The organism is Nonomuraea sp. NPDC051298 (assembly GCF_055586305.1).
Window position 1 is genome coordinate 34,701 of sequence record NZ_JBVJIM010000028.1, and the last position, 23,892, is coordinate 58,592.

Here is a 23,892-nt window from a genome sequence, read left to right on the forward strand (position 1 = left end):
GTGATGACGCGGGAACAGCTCCTCCAGGGTGGGCGACCGGCTGACGTGGCCCGCTCGTGGCCGTGCCCGCCGAGCCGGTTCCGCGGCCCCGGCGGCACACAGGGAGCGATCCCGTTCTAGGCTCCAGAGACGACGATTGGAGCCGAACGCCGTGCCACAGCACCACCCACCGGCCACCGCGCCCATGCGCCTGGCCACCACGACCCGCCCCTACGACTGGGGATCGGTCACCGCCCTGCCTCGCCTGTTCGGAACCGAGCCCACCGGGCAGCCCCAGGCCGAGCTGTGGATGGGCGCCCACCCCGGCGACCCCTCGACCGTGGACGGCATCCCGCTCGGCGACCTCATCGCCCACGACCCCGCCGCCACCCTCGGCGCGCCCACCGCCGACAGGTTCGGCCCCGCGCTCCCCTACCTGTTCAAGGTCCTGGCCATCGAGCGCCCGCTCTCCCTCCAGGTCCACCCCACCACCGAACAGGCCCAGGCCGGCTTCGCCGACGAGAACGCCCGCGGCATCCCGATCGACGACCGCACCCGCACCTACAAGGACGCCTCGCACAAACCCGAGATGGTCTGCGCGCTCACCGCCTTCCACGGGCTGTGCGGCTTCCGCGAGCCCGCCGCCACCGCCGCCCTCCTCGGCCGGCTCGGCGCGCCCGCCCTGCGCCCCTGGATCGACGCCCTCACCACCGGCGAGCCCGCCCACGCCCTGCGCACCGTGTTCGCCGAGATGCTCGGCGACGCCGCCCGCCCCGTACGCGACCAGGCCGAACGCGCCCTGCTCGACACCCGCGACGACGACCTCACCGTCTACGGCGACCTCGCCCGCGCCTGCCCCGGCGACCCCGGCGTCGTGGCCGCCCTCCTGCTGCACCACGTCCGGCTGCGCCCTGGGCAGGCCCTCTATCTGGGCGCCGGCGTCCCCCACGCCTACCTCGGCGGCATCGGCGTCGAGATCATGGCCAGCTCCGACAACGTGCTGCGCTGCGGGCTCACCACCAAGCACGTGGACGTGCCCGAGTTGCTGCGGGTGGTCGGCTTCGACCCGTCCGACCCGTACCTCGTCGAGCCGGCGGACGACGGCTCCGGCGCGTACGACTACCGCCCGCCCGCACCCGAGTTCGCCCTCACCCGCCACGAGCTGACCGGCGAGGGCGCGCACACCCTGCCCGGCGGGGTGCCGCAGATCGTGCTCTGCGTCGAGGGCGAGGCCCGCCTCGGCGACGACCTGGCGCTGCGGCCGGGCGAGTCGGCCTTCGTCCCGGCGGCCGTTCCCTCGACGAGGCTTTCCGGCAAGGGCGTGGCGTACCGCGCCCGGCCCGGTGCCTTTACTCAGTAGATCTGTTTGGCCGCACCCCCCCGGAGAGGGTGCGGCCAAAGGGGCTACGCGCCCGTCCGGCGGAGTTTGAGCACGTTGTCCGCGCGGGTGCCCGGACGTCCGTCGGGGCCGTTCTGGGTGCGTTCGAACTCCTCGCTGCGCAGCACCTCCCACTCGCCCTCCGCGAGCTCCAGGCTCTCGAGCACCTCCTGGGTCGTCGGGAAGTGCACGTCCGGGTGCGGGCCGTGACCGCGATCCCGTCCGTGGGCGTCGTGGTGGGCGCCGTCGTGCGTGCCCTCGTGTTCGGCGTCGTGTTCCCAGGACGGCCGGCCCGCGTGCCCGGCCACCAGCAGCACGCCGCCGGGGGCGACCGCCGCCGCGGCGGCCCGCAGGATCTTCTCGCGGGGCATCTCGCGGGGCGAGTGCAGGTAGCAGGCCGTGACGAGGTCGTAGGAGCCCTCGGGGAACGACGTACCGAAGTCGTGCCGCTGCCAGTCGATGCGCTCCGCCACGCCCGACTCCTCGGCGTGCCGGGCGGCCCGGCGCAGGGCGACGCCCGAGATGTCGGCGGCGGTGACCCGCCAGCCCAGGCCCGCGAGCCAGATCGCGTCGTCGCCCTCCCCGCAGCCCAGGTCCAGCGCGCGGCCCGGCGGCAGGTCGGCCGCCTCGCGGACGAGGACGGCGTTCGGCTTCCCGCTCCAGATGCGCGCGCTCTCGGCGTAGCGGGCGTCCCAGAACTGCTCCTCCGTGACCTGCCCGCTCGTGACCTGCCCGGCCGTGGCCTGCCCGGCCGTGGCCTGCCCGCCCGTGGCGCGGCTGCGGGCGACGGCGGCGCGGGCCTCCTCGGCGACCAGGTCGGCGTTGACGGCGGCGCCCGCCCGCACCCCGGCCGCCGCGGCGGAGACGACCTGGTCGATCACGTTGGTGACGTTGCCTGCCACGTACACGCCCGGCACGGAGGTCCTCCCCATGGGATCGGCCGGGAGGTACGTGCCGATGACGTGGCCGCCCATCTCCTGCTCGGCCGTCTCCAGCCCGAGCCCCTCCAGCCCCCGGATACGGGCGGTGAGCCGGGTGCCGACGGCGACCGCCCGCACGGGGAACTCGCGCCCGTCGGCCAGCCGCACGCCGCCGAGCCGGTCACCGGTCACCGTCAGGCCGCTCACCTCGCCCTCCACCACGGTGACGCCCCTGGCGGCGAGCTGCTCACGCTCCTCCTCCCCCGGCTCCGGCCCCGTGTGCAGTAAGAGGGTCACCTCGTCGCTCCACTGCCGCCACAGCAGGGCCTGGTGCGCGGCCAGCGGGTTGCCGCCCACCACGCCGATGGCCTGGTCGCGTACCTCCCAGCCGTGGCAGTACGGGCAGTGCAGCACCTCGCGGCCCCATCGCTCGGCCAGCCCCTCGATCGGGGGCAGCTCGTCGGTCAGGCCGGTGGCCACCAGCAGCCGGGCGGCCTCGACGGCCGATCCGTCGGCCAGGTCCACGCGGAACGGTCCCCCGGCGAGCCGCTTCGCCGCCGTGACGGTGCCCGTCACGACCTCCACCCCGTACGCCGCCACCTCCCGCCGCCCCTCCGCCAGCAGCTCTTGCGGCGACAGGCCCTCACGCCCCAGGTAGACGTGCACCCCCTCGGCGGGGGCGTTGCGCGGCCGGCCCGAGTCGATCACCAGCACCCTGCGCCGCGCCCGGCCGAGCGCGAGCGCCCCGCTCAGCCCGGCGGCCCCGCCCCCGATCACCACCACGTCGTACGTCGCGTCCATGTCCGCGTCTCCTCTCCATCGTCCGGCTCCAGCGCCCGTCGGGCACTGCGACACCTTCGGCGACACCGGGCCGGATTGACAAACTTCGTTGCCGAAATGGCAAGCTTGTCCGCATGGAACTCGACGAGGTGCTCCAGGCGGTGGGCCCGCGACTGCGCGCGATGCGCCAGGAGCGCGGCACGACGCTGGCGGAGCTGGCCAAGAGCACCGGCATCTCGGTCAGCACGCTGTCACGGCTGGAGTCGGGCGGGCGCAAGCCCACGCTCGAGCTCCTGCTGCTGCTGGCCAGGGCCTACCAGGTGCAGCTCGACGAGCTGATCGACGCCCCGGTGACCGGTGACCCGCGGGTGCACCTGCGACCGCAGCGGCGCTTCGGCATGACGTACATCCCGCTGAGCCGGCGGCCGGGCGGGCTGCAGGCGTTCAAGCAGATCTACCCGCCGCGCTGGCCGGGCTACGAGCCCGAGCAGCAGGTCCACGAGGGCTACGAGTGGCTCTACGTGCTGTCCGGGCGGCTGCGCGTGCTGCTCGGGCGGCACGACGTGGAGCTGACGGCGGGCGAGGTGGCCGAGTTCGACACGCGTACGCCGCACGCGTTCATCAACCCCGGCGACGAGCCCGCCGAGGTGCTGGCCCTGTTCGGCCCGCAGGGCGAGCGCATGCACGTACGCGCCCGCCCCGCCGCCAAGTGACCGCTCAGGCGTCCCCGAGCACGGCCAGGTCGAGCGTGGCCAGCCGGACCGGGTCGGCCAGGATGTCGATGGCCACGATGCGCCCGCCCGTGATCGTGAAGCTCATCACCGCCGACGGCCGCCCGTCCACCGTGTTGACCACCCCGGCCAGCCCGTTGACCAGCGCCGGATGCGCGGTCGACGGCGAGTAGCGGCGGAACGTGAGCGCCTGCCCGGCCACCCTCGCCGCCCCGCGCAGTTCGGCGTAGCCGCCCTCCAGGCGCGCTCCGGCGTCGGCCCGCAGCACCACGTCGGGGTCGAGCACGGCCAGCAGCGCCTCGAAGTCGCCCCGGTGCGCGGCGGCCACGAACGCCTCGACGACCTCCCGCTGCCGCGCCAGATCGGGATCGGGCACCGGCGCCGCCCCGCGCACCCGCCGCCGCGCCCGGCTGGCGAGCTGCCTGGCCGCGGCCGGCGAACGCCCCACCAGCGGCGCGATCTCCTCGAACGGCACCGCGAACATGTCGTGCAGCACGAACGCCAGCCGCTCGGCCGGGTTGAGCGACTCCAGCACCACCAGCAGCGCGAGCCCGACGGAGTCGGCCACCAGCGCCGCCTGCTCCGGGTCGGGCCCGCCGGCCGGGCTCACCACCGGGTCGGGCAGGCGCAACTCCAGCGGCTCCTCCCGCCGCGAGGTACGGGTACGCAGCATGTCGAGGCACACCCGGCCGACGACGGTGGTCAGCCAGCCGCCCAGGTTCTCCACCTCACCGGCCTCGGCACGGCTCAGCCGCAGCCACGCCTCCTGCACCGCGTCCTCCGCCTCGCTGAGCGAGCCCAGCATGCGGTACGCCACCGCCTTCAGGTGCCCCCTGTGCGCCTCGAAGCGGGTGGCCAGGAATTCGTGCTCGGTCATCGGGCTCCACCTCGTCGTCTCCGTCCGTCACTGCTGTGACGTTCAGGACCGGCCGGATGTGACGCGCGGGCCCCGGGGATCCGCCCCCGTCAGTCCCACGCTCCCGCGGCTCAGGCGAGGGCGGAGTGGCGGCGGCTGTAGGCGAAGTAGACGACCAGCCCGATCGCGAACCAGACGGCGAAGCGCAGCCACGTCACCGGGTCGAGAAAGGTGATCAGCCAGACGGAGAAGACCACGCCGACGGCCGGCGTCACCGGCATCCACGGCGTACGGAACGACCGCGGCAGGTCCGGCTGCCGGCGGCGCAGCACGATCACCGCCACGCACACCACCACGAACGCCAGCAGGATCCCGATGTTGGTCAGCTCGGCCGCCTCCCGGATGGGCAGGAACCCGGCGATCACCGCCGAGGCGATCCCCACGATCCAGGTGACGCGCGAGGGCACCCGCCGCACCGGGTGCAGCCTGGCGAACCAGCCGGGCAGCAGCCCGTCCCTGCTCATCGCGAACCACACGCGGGTGACGCCGAGCATGAACGTGAACATGACGGTGAGGATGCCCACGATCGCGCCCACCGCGATCACCGTCGCCAGCCCCGGCAGCCCGACCGAGGCGAACGCCGAGGAGAAGCCGCTCTCCGGGTCGATCTCCCGGTAGTGCTGCATGCCGGTCAGCACGAGCGTGGCCAGCACGTACAGCACCATGGAGATGAGCAGGGAGTAGATGATCGCCTTGGGCAGGTGGCGCCGCGCGTCGCGCGACTCCTCGGCGGCGGTGCTCATGGCGTCGTAGCCGAACACGGCGAAGAACATGGTGGCGGCCCCGGTGATGGCCCCGCCGACCCCGTACGGGAAGAACGGCGTGTAGTTGGCCGTGTTCACGTGGAAGAACCCGACCACGATCACCAGCAGCACGACGGCCACCTTGACCGCCACCACGAACGTCTCGAACCTGGCCGCCGCGCGGATCCCGAGGTTCAGCAGGAACGCGATGAACAGGCACAGCGCCACGGCGAAGAGGTCCACCACGTGCCCCGCGCCGGTGCCCGGAGCGCCGAGCATCCAGCCGGGCAGCGTGATCCCGAGCTGCCGCACCAGGAAGCCGAAGTAGCCGGAGATGCCGATGGCCACGACCGCGACGATCGCGGTGTACTCCAGCAGCAGATCCCAGCCGATGAACCAGCCGACGATCTCCCCCAGCACCGCGTACCCGTAGGTGTAGGCGGAGCCGGCCTTCGGGATCAGCCCGGCGAACTCGGCGTACGACAGGGCCGCCGCGGCGCTGGCCACCCCGGCGACGAGGAACGACACCAGCACGGCGGGCCCGGCGCTCTCCCTGGCGACCGCGCCCGCCAGGGCGAAGATGCCGGCCCCGATGATGCCGCCCACCCCGATGGCGGTGAGCTGCCAGAGCCCGAGCGACCTGGACAGCTCCCCCTCGTGCTCGGCCACGATCTGTTCCACCGGCTTGCGCCGGAACACGCCGCGCGAAGTGACCATGACGCCCCCAGCCGATGACGGCCCCGTGGGGGCGAGCTTCCCTCCAGGAGAGCGCCAAACCCGCCCGGACCGGGCGGTCAGGCGGCGGTCGCCGCGGCGCGCATCCGCTCGAAGTTGGCCACGTACTGGTCGTAGACGCGCTTGTCGTTCAGCTTGAGCAGCGTCTCGTCGTTGCGGCGCAGCGAGGTCTCGTTGTAGTTGTGGCTGCCCGTGAAGACCCAGCGCGCGTTCTTGTCACCGTCGTACGAGCCCTCGACCAGCAGGTACTTGGAGTGGATGCGCCCCGGCAGCGCGCTGCCCGAGCCCAGCTCGCGCAGTTCGAGCGACGGCTGCGCCGCCAGCACGGCCTTCACCTCGTCGTCGATGATCCCGTACACGATCTGGACGCCGCACCCCGCGCCCGCCAGGTCGCGCAGGCGTTCGGCGATGGCGATCCGGTAGGTGTCCCATTCGGACATGCCCACCCTGATCTTCGTCCCGCCCTCGCAGGAGACCTTGTCCAGGTAGTCGACGACGGGGTCGCCCGCCGCCTTCGGGAAGAAGTGCGCCCGCACGCCGCGCGCCTGGACCTCGCGGTAGTAGTCGAGGTTCTTGCGCTCGGCGGCCAGGTCGGCGAAGTAGCCGTCGTACGCCCGGTACAGGCGCTTGTCACCGGTGAGGACGAGCGCGTTGTTCCAGTACGTGGTGGAGTTCAGGTCGGTAAGGTTGGCCGACGACTGCACCACCACGTTGGAGGCGTGCCCGGCCCGCGAGAACAGGTAGAACTTGTTGTGCTGGCCCTTGTTCCCGATGCAGGCCGCGGTGCCGCCCGACATCGGGCCGGTGCACACGTGCAGCCACGAACGGGCGGCGAGGTCGGTGCCGAGCCCGGCCGCGAGCTGGCCGGCCACGGCGGCGCCGCGCTGGTCGCCGTCCAGCACGACGCGCACCCTGACGCCGCGCTCGTGGGCCTTGACCAGTTCGGCGGCGAACTCGGTGCCGGCCGTGCCCGACATCACGAAGTGCGCGATCTGGATGCTCGCCCCCGCGGGCGTCTGCCGGACGAGGCCGCACAGGGTGCGCACGATGGCGGTCGGGTCCCCGCCCACGGGCTCGCTGAACACCGCTCCGGTCGTCGCCGGCCGGGTGGGGGCGTCGGCGCAGGTGGATGCCTGGGCGGCGGCCGTACCGGTGCCGGCGATCGCGGCGGCGGCCACGACGGCGCCGGCGGTCAGGAGGGACAGGGATTTGCTCGGCATGCGAAATTCCTCCAGCATTGTGGCCAGTCTTGATCAAGGATTATGGACTGGTCCGATACCGATCGTGTAGGCCCGCGCGGCGATCACGGTGACCCCTCGCCGACGGCCTACTGAACGATCAGCGAACATTACTCGTGCGCGACGCGCCCGGCGGTCTCATCATGAGAGGACCCGCCGAGGAAGAGGTGGCGCGATCATGGCCGTGGAAGGACTGGGACGGCGTCCCGACGGGTTGTCCGGAGTCACCGAGCTGCGCCTGCACGGCGTGGGCGGCACGTCGCCGCAGTCGCTGCTCGACGACCCCACTCCCATGCAGGTGGCGGGTGACCGCATCGCCGGTTTCTACCGCACGGCCGACCGCGAGGGGCGGCACGTGGAGGCGTACTCGTGGGGCGGGCTGACGTCCGGCAGCTCCTGGCGGGTGCTGTGGCTGGTGCTGCTGCCGTTCGCGATGGCCAACATGGCCGCCTGGATGTTCCCGCCGTGGCTGCCCGGCCGCCCGGTGCGCTTCCGTCTCTTCCGGTGGGCGACCTGGCTGGCGTCCTTCGGGCTGACGCTCAACCTGGTGGTGCTGGCCGCCGCCATCCCCATCGACTACGTGGCCTACCAGTGCGGCGGCTCACGGGAGTGCGCGCGGTGGCCGTCCTGGGTGCTGCCGCCGGAGCTGCCCGCGGTGCGGATCCTGGTGGGCGCGGTGGTGCCGCTGCTGGTGATCGCCGTCCTGTACGTCCTCGCGCACACCTCGCAGAACCGCTACGACCAGGTCAAACCACCCGCCCCGGAGGAGGACGCGCGTCCGCCAGAAGACGCGGGCGGCGAGTTCCTGGGGCTGTCGGACCCCGGGTTCTGGAACGGCGTCGACCACGCCCGCGCCCTCACCCGCCTGCACGTCGCCGGGTCGATCGCCCTCGTCGCCGCCCTGGTCACCTGGACCGTGCACAACGTCAGCCCGGTGGAGGGCCCGTGGCTGGCCCCCGCCCTGGCCGTCCCCGCGGCGGTCGTCGGCGGGTGCGCCGTGACCGGGTGCGCCGACAGGGCCGCCGCGTTCGGGCGACGGCTCTCCTGGGTGCTGCTGGGCGTCGCGGTCGCGGCGCTGGCGGGGGCCGCGCTGCTGGCCGCCGGACGGCCGCCCGGCAACCCGTTCGGGACGGTACCGCACGAGCTGCCCGGCCTCCAGGCGTTCCTGGGCTGGGTGTACGCGGGCGTCTTCGTCACGCTCTTCCTCGTCCCCGCCACGCTCGCCGCCGCGGTCTGGACCAGGAAGGACTGGCCGGGCGCCGCGGCGCGCACGGTCCTGGCGCCCGTCGCCTTCGCCGGCGGGGTCGCCCTGCTGTCGGTCTGGGAGACCGACTACGCCTGGATCTGGACCGGCGTCGCTCTGGGCCTGGTCGTCGGCGCCGTCGGCATCCGCACCGCGAACCGCACCGAGAACCGCACGGCGACGGACCCGGGCGGGCGCTTCCGGTGGGCGGCGCCGTTCGTGGTGATGGGGCTGGCCGTCGCGCTGCTCAACACGGTCCTGCTGGCGACGCTGCTGATCGTCGCCGAGTGGCTGGGCACGCTGCGCCCCTGCCACGACCCCCGCCAGGGCGGCTGTCTCAACGTCCCGGCGGCCGCCGGCCCCGAGACGCCGATCGCGGTGTTCCCGATGATCAGGAACGCCACGCCGTACCTGATCGCCATCCCCCTGCTCCTGCTGGCCTGCTTCCTGCTCTACCAGGGCATCCGCTGGTGGATCAGCGCACGGACCGGCAGGCGGGCCGTCGTGGACGAGTACTCCCTGCGCGACGCCGCGCCCGGGGCGCACCCCGAGTGGTGGGTCTCGGCGGTCGCCGGCGACGAGGCGCCCGAGTGGCAGCGGCGGCTGGTGCGCCGCTGGCCCGGCGGCGTGGCCGGGGCGCGGCTGCTGGCCAGGGTGCCGCGCGACGTCGACCTGCTGCTCACGGCGATCACGGTGGTCGGCGCCATGGTGCTCGTGTGGATCCAGTCGCGGATGTGGTGGTGGGGCGAGACGCCCACCAACGCCAACTGGCTCACCAGCGTCTGCGCGGGAGCCGCCATGCTGCTGCCCGCCCTGCTGCTCGCGGTGCTGCGCCTGGGCTGGAAGGACGAGAGCCACCGCCGCGTCATCGGCGTCCTGTGGGACGTGGCCACGTTCTGGCCCCGGCACACCCATCCGCTCGCGCCGCCCTCGTACGCCGAGCGCGCGGTCCCCGAGCTGCAGCGGCGGCTGTGGTGGCTGCACGACAACGGCGGCGTCCCGCTCGTGACCGCGCACAGCCAGGGCACGATCCTGGCCGTCGCCGCGCTGGCCCAGCCCCGTTCCCGTCCCGTGGGCGACAGAGTGGCCTTGGTCACCTTCGGCTCACCCCTGCGCGCCCTGTACGCGTGGGGCTTCCCCGCCTACTTCGACGACGCGTTGTTCCGGCGGCTCGCGCACGGGCCCGGGATCAAGGTGGCCCGCTGGCGCAACTTCTGGTGCGACACCGACTACATCGGCGGCCCGGTCGGCGTGCCGGGAGAGACGGGCGGCGAGGTGGACGTACGGCTCCCCGACCCGCCGACCAGCCGCTTCCTCTATGGCCAGCCGCTGCCCGCGATCGGCGCCCACACCGGCTACGGGCAGAACGAGGAGATGCGCCGCCAGATCACCCGCCTGGCCGCCGAGCTGGCCGGGGACGTCCCCCCGGCGCGGCCGTCCAGTGGCCGGGGCGGGTGAGCGCGGCGGGCAGGCGGGTGGCCGGATCGCCCTTCGCGGCGTTGACCTGGGCCTGGGTGAGGAAGATGGCGCCCGTGAGGTCGGCGCGGGACAGGTCGGCCCCTCTGAGGTCGGCGCCGATCAGGTCGGCCCGCCGCAGATCCGCGCCGCGCAGGTCGGCGCCGATCAGATAGGCCCCCCGCAGGTTGGCGCCGCGCAGCCCGGCGCCCTTCAGCCGGGCCCCGATCAGGTCGGCGCCCCGGCGCTCCCTGCCGCCCAGCCCGGCCCGCGCCAGCTCGCTCGTCTTCAGCAGCAGCTCGTTGACCCCGGCCCGGTGGGCGGCCACGTCGAGCTTCTCCAGCGCGTCGGCGCCCTCCCGGGTGAGCCGGTCGGTCTCCTCCAGTGCCCGGCGCAGCGGGCCGTGCACCGGCCGGGCGGCCTCCAGCTCGAGCGCCTCGGCCAGGTACCACAGCAGCTCGTGGAGCTGCCGCATGACGGGGAAGACCGCGTACATCTGCCGGGCCGTGCCCGGGGCCTCCCGCCAGCTCCGCCCCTCGTACGTGACCCGCGAGACCTTCTGCCCGGCCCCGAAGCAGTCGAACACCGTGCACCCCGCGAACCCGCGCCCCCTGAGCTGGGCGTGGATCGAGCAGCGGAAGCCGTCGTCGAGGTTGGGGCAGGGCCGCCCGGCGTCCTTGTCGATCGCGAAGTCGGCCGACGCCGAGAACGGCAGCGCCACGCAGCACAGCCCGAAGCAGCTCGAACAGTCGGCCAGCAGGCCGAGGTCGCGCGGGTTCGTTCCCGGCAAGGTGTGGGTCTCCTCGTCGCGGAGGCGGAGGTGCGGACCGGTCCAGAATAGTCAGGGATGGACGTACGGCGTCGTCGTGGTGAGCGCCGTGAAGCCCAGCCGCGCCAGGATGGGACGGCTCTCCTCGGACGCGTCGACCTGCAGATACCGGTAGCCGCGCGCGACGGCCTCGCGGGCCCGGTGGGCCACCAGCGCCCGGTAGACGCCGCGGCCCCGCCACCGCGGCACCGTGCCGCCGCCCCACAGGCTCGCGAACCCGGTGCCGGGACGCAGGTCCATCCGCGCCGCGCTGACGGGCACGTCACCGGCCATGGCCAGGACCGCCACGACCGCGCCCGCGGCGATCTGGCCGGGCAGGTGCTCCCTGACGGCGGCGTGGGTGGTGCCGAAGGCCAGGTCGTGCACGTCGGCCAGCAGCGCCACCTCGCGCGCGCCGGTCACCGGGACGAGCGCCACCCCGTCGGGGAGCACGGGCGGGACGGCGATCCCGGCGGCCTCGGCGACCATGACCGTCTCGGCCGGTTCGGGCTCGAAGCCCGCGGCCAGGAGGCGGCGGTCGAGGTCGGCGGGCCGGTCGTGGCCGTACAGCTTCCACTCGAACGAGCGGCCGAGCGCCCCGAAACGGCGCACCTGCGCGGCGATGGCCGCGTCGGCGTCGCCGGGGCCCAGATCGGACCAGAGGACGCCGTTCCAGCCCAGCTCGGGACCGACCTGGCGGACCACGGGACCGTCACGCTCGACCACGCTGCCTGGACCGTCGGGGATGGCCTCCCGCCGCAACTCGCCGTCGAAGGCCGCGAGCACCTCAGCATCGTTCACCGGGACACCTCATCAGCGGAGCGGCCCGCCTGGCAACCGAATAAAGGCGGGCGGGCGCTCACGCCGGCTCAGCCGCCGTAGCGCCGCTGACGGGCGGCGAAGCTGCGCAGCGCGCGCAGGAAGTCGATCTCGCGGAAGGCCGGCCAGAACGCCTCGCAGAAGTACAGCTCGGAGTAGGCGGACTGCCAGAGCAGGAAGTTGGACATGCGCTGCTCGCCGCTGGTCCTGATGACCAGGTCGGGGTCGGGCTGCCCGGCCGTGTAGAGGTGGGGGGCGATGTCGTCCACGGTCAGGGACGAGGCCAGCTCCACCATCGACTGCCCGGCCTCGGCCCGCTCGTACAGCAGCTCGCGCAGGGCCTCGATGACCTCCTGGCGGCCGCCGTACCCGATGGCCAGGGTGAGGTGGAAGCCGGTCGAGCAGGTGCGGGTGGCCTCGACGGCGCTCTTGAGCGCGCGGGCGGTGGTGTCGGGCAGGATGTCGAGCATCCCGGCGACGTGGACCCGCCAGCGGGCGTCGGGGCGGTCGAAGCGGTCGGCGACCATCTGCTCGATCACCCGCAGCAGGTAGGCCACCTCCTCGTCGCCGCGGCGCTGGAGGTTCTCCGTCGAGCACAGGAACACGGTCAGGTGCTGAATGCCGATCGTCTCGCACCACGACAGCACGTCCGCGATGTGCTCGGCGCCGTATTTGTGGCCGATGCTGAGGTTGGCCATGCCCATCTGCCTGGCCCAGCGCCGGTTGCCGTCCATGATGAGCCCGACGTGGCGGGGCAGGGGGCCCGCCGTCACCTGTCGGCGCAGGCGCCGGGCATAGAGGGAGTGAAGGAGGTCAGTCATCTGCACCCCTCCAGGATGGCCCCGGCCGGGCGCCGGAATCTGATCTTTCCGGAATTCCCTGCCGGAGCGGACGGGACGATTACGGCCGGTGGCGGACCGGGCGCCGCGCGCACCCGCTCCGGGGGGCCGTCAGTCCGCGAGCGGCCAGGGGTCGCCCCAGTCGGCGTCCCTGGCCTGGCGGTAGAGGTCGCCCTGCCGCTTGGAGACGATCTCGTCGCGCAGGGCGTCGCCGTCGTCGCACAGGCGCAGGGAGACCACGCCCTTGCGTTTCTGCGGATGGCGTACGACCCGGGCGGCGGGGCGCGGCCACGGGGCGGCGGTGGCGGCCACGTAGGAGAACTTCTCGTCCTCGAAGCCGAGGGTGCCCGACTTCATGCGGCGGTGCAGGGCGCTCCTGGGCAGGCGGACGGAGAAGTGGCACCAGTCGCGCCCCTGCCGGATCGGGCACGGGCCGTCGTGGGGGCAGGGGGCGACGATGGTCAGGCCGCCGGCGACCAGCGCCTCCCGGGCGGCGGCGACGGTGGCGTAGCCCACGGGGGTGCCGGGCTCGATGATGATCACCATGGCGGCGGCGTCCGCCAGCCCGCGCACCACGGCGGGGCGGTCGGCCTCGGGAAGCTCGCCCAGCGCGTACGACATGGTGACCAGGTCGGCGGCGGGCCGGTCGAGGCCGGGGCCCAGGGACGCCCGCGTCCAGGTCGTGCCGCGCAGCGCCTGCGGTCCGCGGGCGGCCAGGCGGCGGCCCAGCTCGATGACGTCCGGGTCGTGCTCGATGACCGTCACCTTCTCCAGGGACGGCCACACCTGGCCCGCCGCCCAGATCGCCGCCCCGGTGCCGCCGCCGGCGTCGAGGTGCGTACGCGGCTCGAAGCCGGGTGTCAGCGCCGCCGCCGCGCGCATGGCCGTGGCCGCGGCGGCGTAGGTGGCGGGCATGCGGTAGGCGGCGTAGGCGGCGACGTCGGCCGGGGAGCGGAGGTGGTTGCCGCCGGTGGAGACGCCGTCCACGCGGTAGCGCTCGGTGAGCCGGGCCACGGACCCGGACAGCTCCTGCGGCGAGAAGCGGGCCACGGCCTGGTCGAGAGCGGCCCTGAGGTCATCGGGCAGCATGGCGGAACTCACCCGAGGCTCGGACGTGCCCGAAGGCACGGGGTGACACGCATACGGACCCCCATCCCTCGCGCTCCGTCTCGCACGAGTTCTCGGTGATGTTCGACCGCAGCCATTATCGGCCATCCGCCGGAGCACCCGGTCACCGCCCCGCGCACGTCCGGGGTGGCGCGGCACTCGTCCAGACCGGGCCCGCACGCCCTCCGGAGGGCTCAGCGATCTCCGGGAACGGCCTGCGAGCCGGTGCGGAACAGCCGCCAGAACGCCAGCGCCGCACCCTCGGCGCCGCCCCGCCGATCCTCCGCCACCCAGTGGGCGATCACGCCGACGAGGGCCCCGGCCAGGTAGGCGGCGTGCACGTCCACCGGCACGTCGCCCCATCCCGTGGGACGCCGGCCGTCGGCGAAGCGGCCGGTCAGCTCGCCGGTGAGGCGTTCGCGCATGCGGGCGGCGAACCGGGCGCTGCCCTGGGGGCCGAGCATGCGGGCGTACAGGGTGGCGTTGGCCGTCACGTGGCCGAACAGCTCCCCCAGCGGCTCGGGCGCCCGGTCGCGGGGCGCGTCGAGCGGGCACAGCGCGGCGGCCCTGGCGACGGCGGCGACGGCGTCCTCCATGGCGTCGGTGATCAGCGCGTCGACGTCGGGGTAGTGCAGGTAGACCGTCGCCCGGTTCACCTCGGCGCGCTTGGCCAGCGCGGACACGGTGATGGTGGCCAGCTCCTGCTGCGCGGCCAGGTCGAGCACGGCCGCCTTGAGCCGGGCCCTGGTGCGCTGCGCGCGTGGATCATCCGGGTTCACGGCGGCAACTATACGACATTCATCGACTATGCGACACCTGTTGACTAATAGACAGTTGTCGCATACAGTGCCCGGCATGCGAATCGAGATCTGGGCGGACGTCGTCAGCGGTTGGGCCCACGTCGGCAGGCGGCGGCTGGAGAAGGCGCTCGCCGGATGGCAGGGGGAGGCGGTCGAGGTGGTCTGGCGGCCGTACCAGGTCGACCCGTCGGCGCCCGCCGGCACGCTGGAGGCGCACCGGCTGATCGCGCTGGCGTACGAGAAGGGCGGCGCCGGGCTGCAGGAGCGGGTCGTGGAGCGGGTGCTGCACGCGCACTTCGTCGAGGTACGCGACATTAGCGACCCCGCCGTCCTGACCGAGATCGCCACGGAGGCGGGCCTGGCCGAGGAGGCGGGCCTGGGCGAGGAGGCGGGGCACACCGCGGGCCACACCGGCTCCGGCGCGGCCCTCCCGATGCCGCCCGGCGCGGAGCTGACGCGGGAGCTGCTGCTCATCGGCAAGGCCAAGGGCGTGCACACCTCGCCGACCATCGTCGTGGGCGACCTCGCGCTGGAGGGCGCGCAGCCGCCCGAGGCGATCAGGGCGTTCCTGGAGGAGGCGAGCGCGCAGACCCCGCGGCGGCTGCCCGCCGAGGTGGAGCGGCTGCGCCACGCCGAGTCGCTGCTCGGCCGGCGCGACCCGCTCGGGGCCCTGACGCTGCTGCGCCCCCTCATGCGGGAGCACGGCGACGACCGGGGGGTGCGGATGCTGGCGGCGCGGGCGTACTTCGGGTCGGCCCAGCTCAACCGGGCGCGCACGGCGCTGGAGTCGCTGGTGGCGGAGTCCCCCGACGACTCCTACGCCCGCCACCTGCTGGGCCGTACGCTCCAGCGGCAGGGCAGGCACGAGGAGGCCGCCACCCACCTCGCCCTGGCCGCCACCATGACCCCCGACTACGCCACCTGACCGCGCCGGGTGGCCCGCCACACCACGGTGGGCCACCCGGCGCGCGGGGGGCGCGAGCCCGGCCAGGCCGGACGTGGTGTTCCGGCCTCAGCCGGCCGCGAGGGCGGCGCGGCGCATGGCCCACAGCGAGGCGCGCAGGTGGCCGGCCAGCTCGTCGGGCACGCCCGCCGTGGCGGAGGCGGCGAGCATGGTCTCCAGGCCGACCGCCTGCATGTCGGCGTTGTACTCCTCCGGCACCTCCTCGCTCACGGTGGCCCCGGCCACCATGAGCGGGAGCGTCAGCTCCATCCAGGGGGCCAGCACCTCTCGCTTGAACGTCTCCACGTCGCCGCCTTCGGCGTGGATCAGCTTCACGGCGTGGATGGCCCCGGCGGCCATGCCGTACATGCCGCTCAGCGCCGCCATGTCGTACAGGGCGGCGAAGCCGGGGTCCTCGCCCACCCAATGGGGACGCGCGAGCGGGCTGAGCACGGGGGCGACCTGGTCGAACAGGTCACGGTCGCCGCTGTAGAGGATGACGGCCCCCTCCGTCCCCACCATCGGGGGCACCGCCATGATCCCACCGGCGAGGGATCGCACGCCGTGCTCCCCGAGCCGGCCCGCCAGCTCACGGGCCTGCTGGGCGGAGCCGCTGGTGAGGTTGACCAGCGTGCGGCCGGCCAGCTTCCCCGCGACCGGTTCGAGCGTCTCGTGGACGCTGACGTTGTTCAGCAGGCACACGACCGTCAGGGGGCTGGCCCCGACCGCCTCCGCCACGCTCGCCGCCGACCGCGCGCCGCGCGCGACGAGGCCGTCCGCCTTCCCCGGAGTGCGGTTCCACACCGTCACGTCGTGACCGGCGGCGAGCAGCGTGCCCGCCAGCGCGCGCCCCATGGCTCCCAGACCGAGGACGGTGACGCGTTCGGTAGTCGTATTCGTGTTCGTGTTCATGCGGACCACTGTCCATCGGGCCCCTGACCAGCCACAAGAACGCACTTTGAAGTGCGTGGTTACCACGAGGTAAGCCCTGAGGCCGCGGCCCGGCGCCGCCGTCAGCCGCGTAGCAGCGGGAGGAGCTGGTCGCCCTGGCGCTTGATCTCCGGCAGGTACGGCGTGTCGGACAGGACGAAATGGGTGATCCCGAGGGCCTGGTAGTTGCGCAGCGACTTGGCCACGTCCTCGGCCGAGCCGACCAGCCAGGTGGTGCCCGCGCCGCCGCCGCCGTACTTGCCGGGGGCCGTGTAGAGGTTGTCGTCGAGCACGTCCCCCCGCGCCGCCAGGTCGAGCAGCCGCCGCTGGCCGACGGCGGCCCCCCAGTTCACGTCGCGTGAGAGCCGGCCCTCGGCCATCCGCTCGACCTTGGCCTCGGCGTCGGCCCAGGCTTGTTCGGTGGTGTCCCTGATCAGCGTGGTGACCCGGAGCCCGAACTCCAGCGGCGGGTGCTCCCGGCCGAGCCTCTCGCTCAGGTCCTTCAGCCGTTCGATGCGCGCGGCCACGCCGTCGAGCGGCTCACCCCAGAAGAGCTGGACGTCGGCCTCGGTGGCGGCCACCCGTTCCGCGGCCTCGGAGGCGCCGCCGAAGTAGAGCAGGGGATGCCGGCGCTCACCGCGGACGACGGGGCGGATCTCCAGTGTGGAGCCGGTGACGCCGAAGTGGTCGCCGCGGTAGGTGACGTCCTCCTCGGTCCACAGCCTGCGCACGATCTGGAGGAACTCCTTGGTACGGGCGTAGCGGTGGCCCTGGTCGCCCTCGCTGTCGCCGTACGCCGCCAGGGCGTCCTTGCCCGACACGATGTTGATCAGCACCCGGCCGCCGGTGAGGTGGTCGAGGGTCGCCGCGGCGGAGGCGAAGTGGGCCGGTCGCCAGTAGCCGGGCCGCACCGCGATCAGCGGCTGGAACGTCGTGGTCCGCGCCGCCAGCGCGGTGGCGACCGTGAACGTGTCGGGCCGCCCCCAGCCGGTGCCGATGAGTGCCCCGCCCCATCCGTGCTCCTCCAGGGCCAGGGCGTGGCTGGTGAGGGTGTCCAGGCTGTTGTGGCCGGTCACGACGTCGTCGCCACGGTGCCCGGGCTGGACCTGGTTCGGGACGTACCAGAGGAACTGCAGGCTCATCGGTGTGCCATCCTGTTCTGCCGCTAAACCCAGTCTCCAAGTAGGTAAAGCATAGAACATTGGGCGGCCACCGCCAGGGGCCGAGGGGGATCCGCTTGACCGGCGGAAGGCCGACCACCACGCTGATCGGGGGTCGCACGGCCACGGGAGGATGAGGGATTCGCGATGACCGACGAGGTGACCGAGTGGCTGGCCGGGCGGGCGATCCCGCTCGACGGCCGCGAGCCCGGCTCGGGGACGGCCGGCCTGCGCCCGCTGCGCGACGTACTCGACGGGGTGCGCGTGGTCGGGCTGGGCGAGGCGACGCACGGCAGCGCCGAGTTCTTCCAGCTCAGGTGGCGGGTGACGGAGTTCCTCATCCGGGACCTCGGCTTCACGACGCTGGCGATCGAGGCCAGCGCCGCCGCCGCGCGGGCCGTGGACGACTACGTACGCGACGGGACGGGCGACCCGCGCGAGGCCCTGGCGGGGCTGGGGTTCTGGACGCTGGACACCGCCGAGATGCTGACCGTGCTCGAACGGCTCCGCGAGCACAACCGCACCGCCGCCCACCGCGTACGCTTCGCAGGAATCGACCCGCAGCACCCGGCCGCGGCGCTGCGAGCCCTGCGGTCCCACCTCGACGGGGACGCCGCCGAACTGCTCACCCCGCTCGGCGAACTCACCCAGTGGCGCTGGAACGAGCCGTGGGACCGGCGCCGGGAGCCACCCGGCCCGCGGGCCGAGGAGGCCGCGCGCCGCCTGGAGGACCACGTGGCGGCCCACGGCCCGGAAGAGGCCCGCGAGCCGGCCAGGATCGTCCGGCAGTTCGCCGAGCTGTCCACCCGGCCGTGGCGGCACGCCGACCCCGAGCGGACGCTCGGCTTCGCCCGCGACCAGCACATGGCCGAGAACGTGAACCACCTCCTCGCGGCCGAGCCCGGCGGCCGCATCGCGCTGTGGGCGCACAACGGCCACGTCATGAGGGACAGGCAGGGCGGCCCCGGCTACGGCGCCGTCCCGACCATGGGACGGCACCTGGCCGTGGAGCACGGCGCGGCGTACTACGCGCTCGGGGCGCTGTTCGGCGCGGGCGGGTTCCGTGCCCGCCGGTCGCGGTTCGGCAGGCTGGTCAGAAGCGGGCGGCCGGGTCGGTTCAGCGTCCCGCTCGTCAGGGCTCCGCGTTTCGTGGAGGCGCGGCTGGCCGCCGCCCGGCCCGGCGACTACCTGGTGGACCTGCGGGGCGGCGACCGTACGGAGGCCGTGGCCGGGTGGCTGGCGGCGACCAACCACGTCCGCGGCTTCGGCGCGGTGGCGGGGCGGTTCGCCGCGAAGTTCGCGTTCATGCCGGCGGTGCTGGCCGAGCAGTTCGACGGGCTCGCCTTCGTACGGCACGCCACCTGCTCCACTCCCCTGCCGCCGCCGAGCCGGGCGACGTGACCGGGATCGCCGCCGGCCGCCACCAGTGGGCTCAGGGCTGGCGGCGCAGCGGCGACAGGAGGATCGGGACCCAGCTCACCGCCATGATCAGCGCTCCCGTCACGAGCGCGGAGCGTACGCCCCAGATCTCACCCAACGCCCCGGCCAGCAGCCCGCCCAGGCCGACCGCGCCCATGAGCAGCAGCCGCATCGTGGCCGTCATCCGCCCGAGCAGGTCGTCGGGCGTCACCCGTTGCCGCAGGCTGACCAGCAGCACGTTGTTCACCCCCGTGCGGAACGTCAGCACGAACCAGGCCGCCGCCGCGCCCCACAGCCACGGCCCGCGGTCCAGGAACGGGATCAGCAGCGAGGCCGGCGCCGTGGCCAGGCTCACGAGCCAGGTGGCCCGGCCCGTGCCGAGACGGCGGCCGATGAGGTGGGCACTCGCCGAGCCCGCCAGCGCCCCCAGCCCGCCCACGGCCAGGTACGCCCCGAGCACCCACTCCGGGTAGCCGAGCTGGTCGACGATGAGCACGGGCAGCAGCACCGAGCAGAGCGGGAAGGCCAGGTTGGCCATCGCGCCCTGGACGAGGGCCGCCACCAGCACCGGCTCGCCGAACAGGAACCGCACCCCGGCCGAGATCTGCCGCCCGAGCGACTCCCGCACCACCACCTCCCGCACGACCGGGACGGTCGGCTCCCGTGCGGCCGCGTCTTGGCGGGGTGGCGCCGTCGAACCCGGCTCGGGAACGCCGCGCAGCCAGGCCGCCGACCACAGGTAGCTCAGCGCGTCCGCCAGCACGGCCAGCGGCGCGCCCGCCACCTGCACCAGCACCCCGGCGGCGCTGCGGCCCGCGATGTCCATCGCCGAGCTGGTGCCCACCAGCAGCGAGTTCGCGGACGTCAGCCGCCCGCGACCCACCAACCCCGGCACCAGGCTCAGCGAGGCCACGTCGAACAGCAGCGTCCCCGCGCCGACCAGCACCGCCACCGCGTAGAGGTGTCCCATGGACAGCGACCCGCCCCACCACGCCCCCGGCACGGACAGCAGCGCCCCGGCCCGCGCGAGGTCGGCGGCGATCATCACGGGCCGCCGCCGTACCCGGTCCACCCAGGCCCCGGCGGGCAGCCCGAGCACCAGCACCGTGATCGTGCCGAGCGCGGCCAGCAGACCGATCTCGCCCGCGCCCGCTCCCAGTGCGGTCACCGCGAGCAGGGGCAGGGCGACGTAGCTGATCTGGCTGCCGAGCTGGCTGACCGCGTTCGCGACGAAGAGGTTCCGGAATCCGGGCGAGCGCAGGAGCGGCTCTTCCATGACAGGTGCCAACATGTCCGCCAGCGTCCCCGGGCATCACTCCAGAGCGCCATCGATTAAGTGAGAAGCTAATCCAATGACCCTCCGAGTGGGAAGCTCGATCCGATGAGCCTCGACCTGGCGTTCACGGCGCACGACGTCGCCAACACCCGCTTCGCGATCTCCCCGCTCGGCGAGGTCGTGGCCAGCGTCCGGGTGGTGAAGAATCCGCAGGCGCACCCGCTCCTGCGCCCCTGGGCCGAACGGGTCCGCCGCCGCCTCCAGGACGTGGACTGGCGGCTGCTGTCCGACCTCGTCCCGGTGCCCACCGCCGTCATCGCGGGTTTCACCTGCACGCCGCCGTCGACGTCCCTGCCAGACCTCGATCTCGAACTGGCCACGATGCGCGCCGCCGCCGGCCGGGTCCGCGCGGATCTGGACGAGATCCCCGGTCCCCGTACGAAACGCGTCCAAGCGCTCTACGACGATCCGGAGCGGGGGCTCGAACGGCTGGCGGCGGAGGTCGGGGCCTACTGGGAGGCCGCCGTGGCCCCGTACTGGCCGCGGCTGCGCGCCCTGCTGGAAGGGGAGATCCTCTACCGGGCGCGGCTGCTGGCCGGGGGCGGCGTCCAGCGCATGCTGACCGACCTCGACGACGCCGTCACCTGGCAGGACGGGACCCTGCGGATCAGGCACCGCTCGGTGTCGGGACGCCGTTCGCTGCGGGGCCTCGGGCTGCTGCTGGTGCCGTGCGTGTTCGTCTCGCCCCGGATCTTCTCCGTCACCACGCCGCCGTACCAGCCGACGGTCCGCTACCCGCCGCGCGGGATCGCCACGCTCTGGGAGCGCCGCGACCTGGACCCGCCCGCGGCGCTGGCCGCCGTACTGGGCAGGACGCGCGCGCGGCTGCTCGCCGAGCTGGACCAGCCCGCCTCCACCCGCGACCTGGCCCAGCGCTCCGGGCTCTCCGAGCCCGGCGTCAACCAACACCTCACCGCACTGCGCAAGGCAGGGCTCTGCACAGCGCACCGCACGGGCCGATACGTGCTCTACGCCCGTACGGCGACCGCCGAGTCGCTCCTGTCGTCCGGCCGTCCCCCGGACACGTCCTCACCACGGCCTGAACAAGACACGCCCACCACCCCGCGCCCGTCACGCTGAACACCCGCCCGGAGGGACGTACCCATCCCGCTGACGCACCCGCCCGCCACAAGAGGACGTGCTCGTCACGCCCCCGGATGGCACGGCTCCCGGCCGCCGACGGTCACGTGATGGTCATGCGGCCCGTGCCGGAGAGGCTGCCCACGCCCCGGAGGGCGCAGTTGGTGAGGCTGCTGCTGGGAGCGGCCTGCGCGGCGGCGTGGCGGCCGGCCAGGGGACCCGAGGTGATCGCGCCGGTCATGAACGCGTCGGCCGGGTTGGAGCTGGTCAAGCTGCTGGTGTCGGCCCGCAGGACGGAGGTGCCCGCATAGCGGCCCCTGGCGTTGTACCAGGCGATGCGGGCCTGCCCCGAGACGCCGGTGGCGCTGGCGCAGGAGGCGGTGGCGGTGCCGTCGAAGATCAGGCGGCCCGTACGCAGGCGGGTGGCGCGGCCGTTCGGCGACGTACAGGTGCCGAGGTAGACGGTGCCGCGGGCCTCGACGGCGCGCGGCAGCAGGCCGATGGCCGGCTGGAAGGTGACGGGACGGCCGGGCGCGGTGCCCGCGGTGCAGGTCAGGGTGGTGGCCGACGCTTTCGCCGGGGCGACGGCCGGGGCCACGGCCAGGGCCGAGGCCGGGTCCGGGACTGGGACTGGGTCTGGCGCTGGGGCCGAGCGGGCCGCGGCGGTGCCGGACGGCGTTAGCAGGGCCACGGCCAGGGCGCAGGCCGCCAGGACAGGGCGGCGAGTGCAGGGATTCATGGTTCTCCCGCGTCGGTAATCTACGGCGACCACGAGATTACTGTATGTGTCCAACTTCTGACGCGGAGTAAGAGAGTTCCGGTCGACAAAGCATTCACCGGACACGCACCCGAACCGGCGACCGACTCAGGCCGGGCCCGGCGATCGCCGGGCCCCCGTCGAGCCCGGCGATCTCACCTGCGAGGGTCAGCCGCGTCGGGCGACCGGCCAGTCGTGCCCCCATCCGCCCTGGACCATGGTCTGGAAGCCCCACCCGTCCTCCGTACGCACCAGGAGGTCGGCATAGTGCATCTCCTGCCGGTGGCCTTCGACCGTCATGGTGGCCTCGGTCTCCACGATGACGAGGTTCGGGCCGAGGAAGTGCGGGGTCCGCTTCGACTCCAGGCCGAGCCCGGCGGTGCCGCCGCCCATGACCTCCTTCATCGCCCCGACGTACTCGGCCCGCGTCCACTGCCGTACGGCCGCGTGGCCGCCGGGCACGTCGGTGACCAGGTTCATCGGGAAGACGGCCAGGTCGGCCAGTCGCTCGATCGCGCCCTCCTCGGCCAGCGCGTCGTACTGGGCGAACCAGTCCTCGACACTCCTCAGCTCCTCGGCGCTCGGCTGGTACATGCGCACTCCTCCCCTTGATTACGTACGCTGTACCGTACACCATACGGTAGGAGTGGCGCAAAGCATGACGGCTCGACCGTCACGGCCGGGTATCCGGACGGCAAAAGCCTGGTCGAGAGGTGGCTTCTGCGACTGTTCCGGGAAGCCCCGGCAGGCCCGCCTGGTTGAGATGAATGTTCACCTAAACGAGAAAGTGCCGGTCAGAACAGATTTCGGCACATGATCAATCGAGGTGAGAGATCATGGCGATGTTGCACTACCTCGGCCTCATGGGCGTTCAGACGTCCTACCGGCAACAGCCGGGTCCGGGCGGTGGCGGAGGCTCCGACAGTGCTCGAAGCGCTCGCCGCCGGCGCCGCCGTCGTCGCTGAGCGACGTCGCGGAGACCGCCAGGGCCGGGCCGCAACCAACCACCGCGACCTGGGCCTGGGCACGGTCTCCCGTCCGCACCCCCTTCACCCCCCACCCGCCGGAGCAGGCTCCGGCACCTCACCACCCCCTGCCGAGCCGTCGCATCCACAAGCACGGTGGACGAGTTCGACCTGATCACGGGCATGGCGCCGGACGACGGCGACGGCCATCGCGGGACGCTTCAAGGCGACCGCGTGCCGCCCGAGCCGTGCGTCGGGCTCAGTAGTAGCCCTTGGCGCCGTCGAGCAGTTCCCTGATCGTGTCGAGGTGGCCGGCGTGCCGTGCGGTCTCCTCGACCATGTGGATCAGCATCCAGCGCAGGCTCGCCTGGGCGGAGCGGAAGTCGGGATGCCTGCCCACGTCGTCCAGGGAGTGGGCGGCGATGATCTCGTTGGAGACGCGGCACTGGCGTTCGTACTCGTCGAGGAGACGAGCGAGCGGAATGCCCTCGACGCGCATGTCGGCGTCCTCGACGGACTCGTCGAACTGCGGGTTGCCCTCGGACGAGCGCCCCAGGAACAGCACCTCGAACCAGCAGTGCTCGGTCCAGCGCAGGTGGGAGAGCAGGCCCGCCACCGTCATGAGCGGCGAGTCCGGCAGGACCGGCCGGTAGGCGTCCTCCTCCGACAGGCCCGCGCACTTCCACAGGGCGATCGCGCGCTGGGTGTCGAGCCAGCCGACGAGCTGGGTGCGTTCGTCGGCGACGAACGGAGGGCGTTCGCGAGCGATGCTCATGGACGCCGACGCTACTGCACACCCTCCCTGCGCCGC

General features: G+C 73.6%; 21 protein-coding genes. 6 read left to right on the top strand and 15 right to left on the bottom strand.

Going from position 1 to position 23,892, the window contains the following annotated elements; genetic code table 11:
• Positions 1-151 precede the first annotated feature (151 nt).
• Positions 152-1,339, top strand: a complete 1,188-nt coding sequence (manA, locus tag ACZ6S0_RS44810; RefSeq protein ID WP_465925686.1) for a mannose-6-phosphate isomerase, class I — start codon at positions 152-154, stop codon at positions 1,337-1,339.
• A 44-nt stretch (positions 1,340-1,383) separates the two neighbouring features.
• Here the strand turns inward: manA and ACZ6S0_RS44815 are convergent, their stop codons facing one another.
• Positions 1,384-3,078 (bottom strand): FAD-dependent oxidoreductase, encoded by a 1,695-nt coding sequence (locus tag ACZ6S0_RS44815; protein ID WP_465925688.1) that lies wholly within the window; start codon positions 3,076-3,078, stop codon positions 1,384-1,386.
• A 113-nt stretch (positions 3,079-3,191) separates the two neighbouring features.
• Here ACZ6S0_RS44815 and ACZ6S0_RS44820 point away from each other — a divergent pair, with 113 nt between their 5' ends.
• Complete coding sequence (locus ACZ6S0_RS44820; RefSeq protein ID WP_344873976.1) at positions 3,192-3,770, top strand: helix-turn-helix domain-containing protein; 579 nt, start codon at positions 3,192-3,194, stop codon at positions 3,768-3,770.
• Positions 3,771-3,774: 4 nt separating this feature from the next.
• Here the strand turns inward: ACZ6S0_RS44820 and sigJ are convergent, their stop codons facing one another.
• From sigJ to ACZ6S0_RS44835, 3 genes are all read right to left on the bottom strand, one after another.
• Positions 3,775-4,665, bottom strand: a complete 891-nt coding sequence (sigJ, locus tag ACZ6S0_RS44825; protein ID WP_465925691.1) for an RNA polymerase sigma factor SigJ — start codon at positions 4,663-4,665, stop codon at positions 3,775-3,777.
• A gap of 110 nt (positions 4,666-4,775) precedes the next feature.
• Entirely contained in the window at positions 4,776-6,164 is a 1,389-nt protein-coding gene (locus ACZ6S0_RS44830; protein WP_465925693.1) for an amino acid permease, read from the bottom strand.
• Positions 6,165-6,241: 77 nt separating this feature from the next.
• On the bottom strand, positions 6,242-7,402 hold the full coding sequence (locus ACZ6S0_RS44835) for a phospholipase D-like domain-containing protein (protein ID WP_465925695.1): 1,161 nt from the start codon (positions 7,400-7,402) through the stop codon (positions 6,242-6,244).
• A 196-nt stretch (positions 7,403-7,598) separates the two neighbouring features.
• Here ACZ6S0_RS44835 and ACZ6S0_RS44840 point away from each other — a divergent pair, with 196 nt between their 5' ends.
• Positions 7,599-10,121, top strand: a complete 2,523-nt coding sequence (locus ACZ6S0_RS44840) for a hypothetical protein (RefSeq protein ID WP_465925697.1) — start codon at positions 7,599-7,601, stop codon at positions 10,119-10,121.
• Here ACZ6S0_RS44840 and ACZ6S0_RS44845 read toward each other — a convergent pair.
• The 5 genes from ACZ6S0_RS44845 to ACZ6S0_RS44865 all read right to left on the bottom strand — a co-directional run bounded on the left by ACZ6S0_RS44845 (position 10,051) and on the right by ACZ6S0_RS44865 (position 14,470).
• Positions 10,051-10,908 (bottom strand): pentapeptide repeat-containing protein, encoded by an 858-nt coding sequence (locus ACZ6S0_RS44845; RefSeq protein ID WP_465925699.1) that lies wholly within the window; start codon positions 10,906-10,908, stop codon positions 10,051-10,053. The two genes, ACZ6S0_RS44840 and ACZ6S0_RS44845, sit on opposite strands and share 71 nt — an antisense overlap.
• A gap of 51 nt (positions 10,909-10,959) precedes the next feature.
• Entirely contained in the window at positions 10,960-11,727 is a 768-nt protein-coding gene (locus ACZ6S0_RS44850; protein ID WP_465925701.1) for a GNAT family N-acetyltransferase, read from the bottom strand.
• 68 nt (positions 11,728-11,795) lie between these two features.
• Positions 11,796-12,572, bottom strand: coding sequence for a polyprenyl diphosphate synthase (gene uppS, locus ACZ6S0_RS44855; protein ID WP_465925703.1), 777 nt, complete (start codon positions 12,570-12,572; stop codon positions 11,796-11,798).
• Between the two features lie 123 nt (positions 12,573-12,695).
• Positions 12,696-13,673, bottom strand: coding sequence for a small ribosomal subunit Rsm22 family protein (locus ACZ6S0_RS44860; RefSeq protein ID WP_465925705.1), 978 nt, complete (start codon positions 13,671-13,673; stop codon positions 12,696-12,698).
• Between the two features lie 212 nt (positions 13,674-13,885).
• The gene (locus ACZ6S0_RS44865; protein ID WP_465925707.1) at positions 13,886-14,470 is read right to left on the bottom strand and encodes a TetR/AcrR family transcriptional regulator; all 585 of its coding nucleotides are present in this window, start codon (positions 14,468-14,470) and stop codon (positions 13,886-13,888) included.
• A gap of 76 nt (positions 14,471-14,546) precedes the next feature.
• Between ACZ6S0_RS44865 and ACZ6S0_RS44870 the strand changes: the two genes are divergently transcribed.
• The gene (locus ACZ6S0_RS44870) at positions 14,547-15,416 is read left to right on the top strand and encodes a DsbA family oxidoreductase (protein WP_465925709.1); all 870 of its coding nucleotides are present in this window, start codon (positions 14,547-14,549) and stop codon (positions 15,414-15,416) included.
• An 87-nt stretch (positions 15,417-15,503) separates the two neighbouring features.
• Here ACZ6S0_RS44870 and ACZ6S0_RS44875 read toward each other — a convergent pair whose 3' ends face one another.
• Together ACZ6S0_RS44875 and ACZ6S0_RS44880 are read right to left on the bottom strand one after the other, a co-directional pair.
• Positions 15,504-16,346 (bottom strand): NAD(P)-dependent oxidoreductase, encoded by an 843-nt coding sequence (locus ACZ6S0_RS44875; RefSeq protein WP_465925711.1) that lies wholly within the window; start codon positions 16,344-16,346, stop codon positions 15,504-15,506.
• Between the two features lie 101 nt (positions 16,347-16,447).
• On the bottom strand, positions 16,448-17,506 hold the full coding sequence (locus tag ACZ6S0_RS44880; RefSeq protein ID WP_465925713.1) for an LLM class flavin-dependent oxidoreductase: 1,059 nt from the start codon (positions 17,504-17,506) through the stop codon (positions 16,448-16,450).
• 165 nt (positions 17,507-17,671) lie between these two features.
• On the opposite strand from ACZ6S0_RS44880, the gene ACZ6S0_RS44885 reads away from it, so the two are divergent.
• Positions 17,672-18,925, top strand: coding sequence for an erythromycin esterase family protein (locus ACZ6S0_RS44885; RefSeq protein WP_465925714.1), 1,254 nt, complete (start codon positions 17,672-17,674; stop codon positions 18,923-18,925).
• A gap of 31 nt (positions 18,926-18,956) precedes the next feature.
• On the opposite strand, the gene ACZ6S0_RS44890 is transcribed toward ACZ6S0_RS44885, so the two are convergent.
• Positions 18,957-20,234, bottom strand: coding sequence for an MFS transporter (locus tag ACZ6S0_RS44890; protein WP_465925715.1), 1,278 nt, complete (start codon positions 20,232-20,234; stop codon positions 18,957-18,959).
• A 90-nt stretch (positions 20,235-20,324) separates the two neighbouring features.
• On the opposite strand from ACZ6S0_RS44890, the gene ACZ6S0_RS44895 reads away from it, so the two are divergent.
• Positions 20,325-21,359: an ArsR/SmtB family transcription factor gene (locus ACZ6S0_RS44895; RefSeq protein ID WP_465925716.1), complete on the top strand. Its 1,035-nt coding sequence runs from the start codon at positions 20,325-20,327 to the stop codon at positions 21,357-21,359.
• 103 nt (positions 21,360-21,462) lie between these two features.
• Here the strand turns inward: ACZ6S0_RS44895 and ACZ6S0_RS44900 are convergent, their stop codons facing one another.
• From ACZ6S0_RS44900 to ACZ6S0_RS44910, 3 genes are all read right to left on the bottom strand, one after another.
• On the bottom strand, positions 21,463-22,098 hold the full coding sequence (locus tag ACZ6S0_RS44900) for a hypothetical protein (protein WP_465925717.1): 636 nt from the start codon (positions 22,096-22,098) through the stop codon (positions 21,463-21,465).
• Positions 22,099-22,284: 186 nt separating this feature from the next.
• On the bottom strand, positions 22,285-22,710 hold the full coding sequence (locus ACZ6S0_RS44905; protein ID WP_465925718.1) for a nuclear transport factor 2 family protein: 426 nt from the start codon (positions 22,708-22,710) through the stop codon (positions 22,285-22,287).
• A 630-nt stretch (positions 22,711-23,340) separates the two neighbouring features.
• The gene (locus ACZ6S0_RS44910; protein ID WP_465925719.1) at positions 23,341-23,856 is read right to left on the bottom strand and encodes a DinB family protein; all 516 of its coding nucleotides are present in this window, start codon (positions 23,854-23,856) and stop codon (positions 23,341-23,343) included.
• Positions 23,857-23,892: the final 36 nt, after the last annotated feature.

Excerpts from the sequence above, each read along its gene's own strand:
- ACZ6S0_RS44835 (WP_465925695.1), bottom strand. The coding sequence starts at position 7,402 with ATGCCGAGCAAATCCCTGTCCCTCCTGACCGCCGGCGCCGTCGTGGCC.
- sigJ (WP_465925691.1), bottom strand. The coding sequence starts at position 4,665 with ATGACCGAGCACGAATTCCTGGCCACCCGCTTCGAGGCGCACAGGGGG.
- ACZ6S0_RS44815 (WP_465925688.1), bottom strand. The coding sequence starts at position 3,078 with ATGGACGCGACGTACGACGTGGTGGTGATCGGGGGCGGGGCCGCCGGG.
- ACZ6S0_RS44905 (WP_465925718.1), bottom strand. The coding sequence starts at position 22,710 with ATGTACCAGCCGAGCGCCGAGGAGCTGAGGAGTGTCGAGGACTGGTTC.
- ACZ6S0_RS44820 (WP_344873976.1), top strand. The coding sequence starts at position 3,192 with ATGGAACTCGACGAGGTGCTCCAGGCGGTGGGCCCGCGACTGCGCGCG.
- ACZ6S0_RS44840 (WP_465925697.1), top strand. The coding sequence starts at position 7,599 with ATGGCCGTGGAAGGACTGGGACGGCGTCCCGACGGGTTGTCCGGAGTC.
- ACZ6S0_RS44885 (WP_465925714.1), top strand. The coding sequence starts at position 17,672 with ATGACCGACGAGGTGACCGAGTGGCTGGCCGGGCGGGCGATCCCGCTC.
- ACZ6S0_RS44875 (WP_465925711.1), bottom strand. The coding sequence starts at position 16,346 with ATGAACACGAACACGAATACGACTACCGAACGCGTCACCGTCCTCGGT.
- ACZ6S0_RS44900 (WP_465925717.1), bottom strand. The coding sequence starts at position 22,098 with ATGAATCCCTGCACTCGCCGCCCTGTCCTGGCGGCCTGCGCCCTGGCC.
- ACZ6S0_RS44830 (WP_465925693.1), bottom strand. The coding sequence starts at position 6,164 with ATGGTCACTTCGCGCGGCGTGTTCCGGCGCAAGCCGGTGGAACAGATC.
- ACZ6S0_RS44870 (WP_465925709.1), top strand. The coding sequence starts at position 14,547 with ATGCGAATCGAGATCTGGGCGGACGTCGTCAGCGGTTGGGCCCACGTC.
- ACZ6S0_RS44895 (WP_465925716.1), top strand. The coding sequence starts at position 20,325 with ATGAGCCTCGACCTGGCGTTCACGGCGCACGACGTCGCCAACACCCGC.
- ACZ6S0_RS44910 (WP_465925719.1), bottom strand. The coding sequence starts at position 23,856 with ATGAGCATCGCTCGCGAACGCCCTCCGTTCGTCGCCGACGAACGCACC.
- ACZ6S0_RS44890 (WP_465925715.1), bottom strand. The coding sequence starts at position 20,234 with ATGTTGGCACCTGTCATGGAAGAGCCGCTCCTGCGCTCGCCCGGATTC.
- ACZ6S0_RS44860 (WP_465925705.1), bottom strand. The coding sequence starts at position 13,673 with ATGCTGCCCGATGACCTCAGGGCCGCTCTCGACCAGGCCGTGGCCCGC.
- ACZ6S0_RS44880 (WP_465925713.1), bottom strand. The coding sequence starts at position 17,506 with ATGAGCCTGCAGTTCCTCTGGTACGTCCCGAACCAGGTCCAGCCCGGG.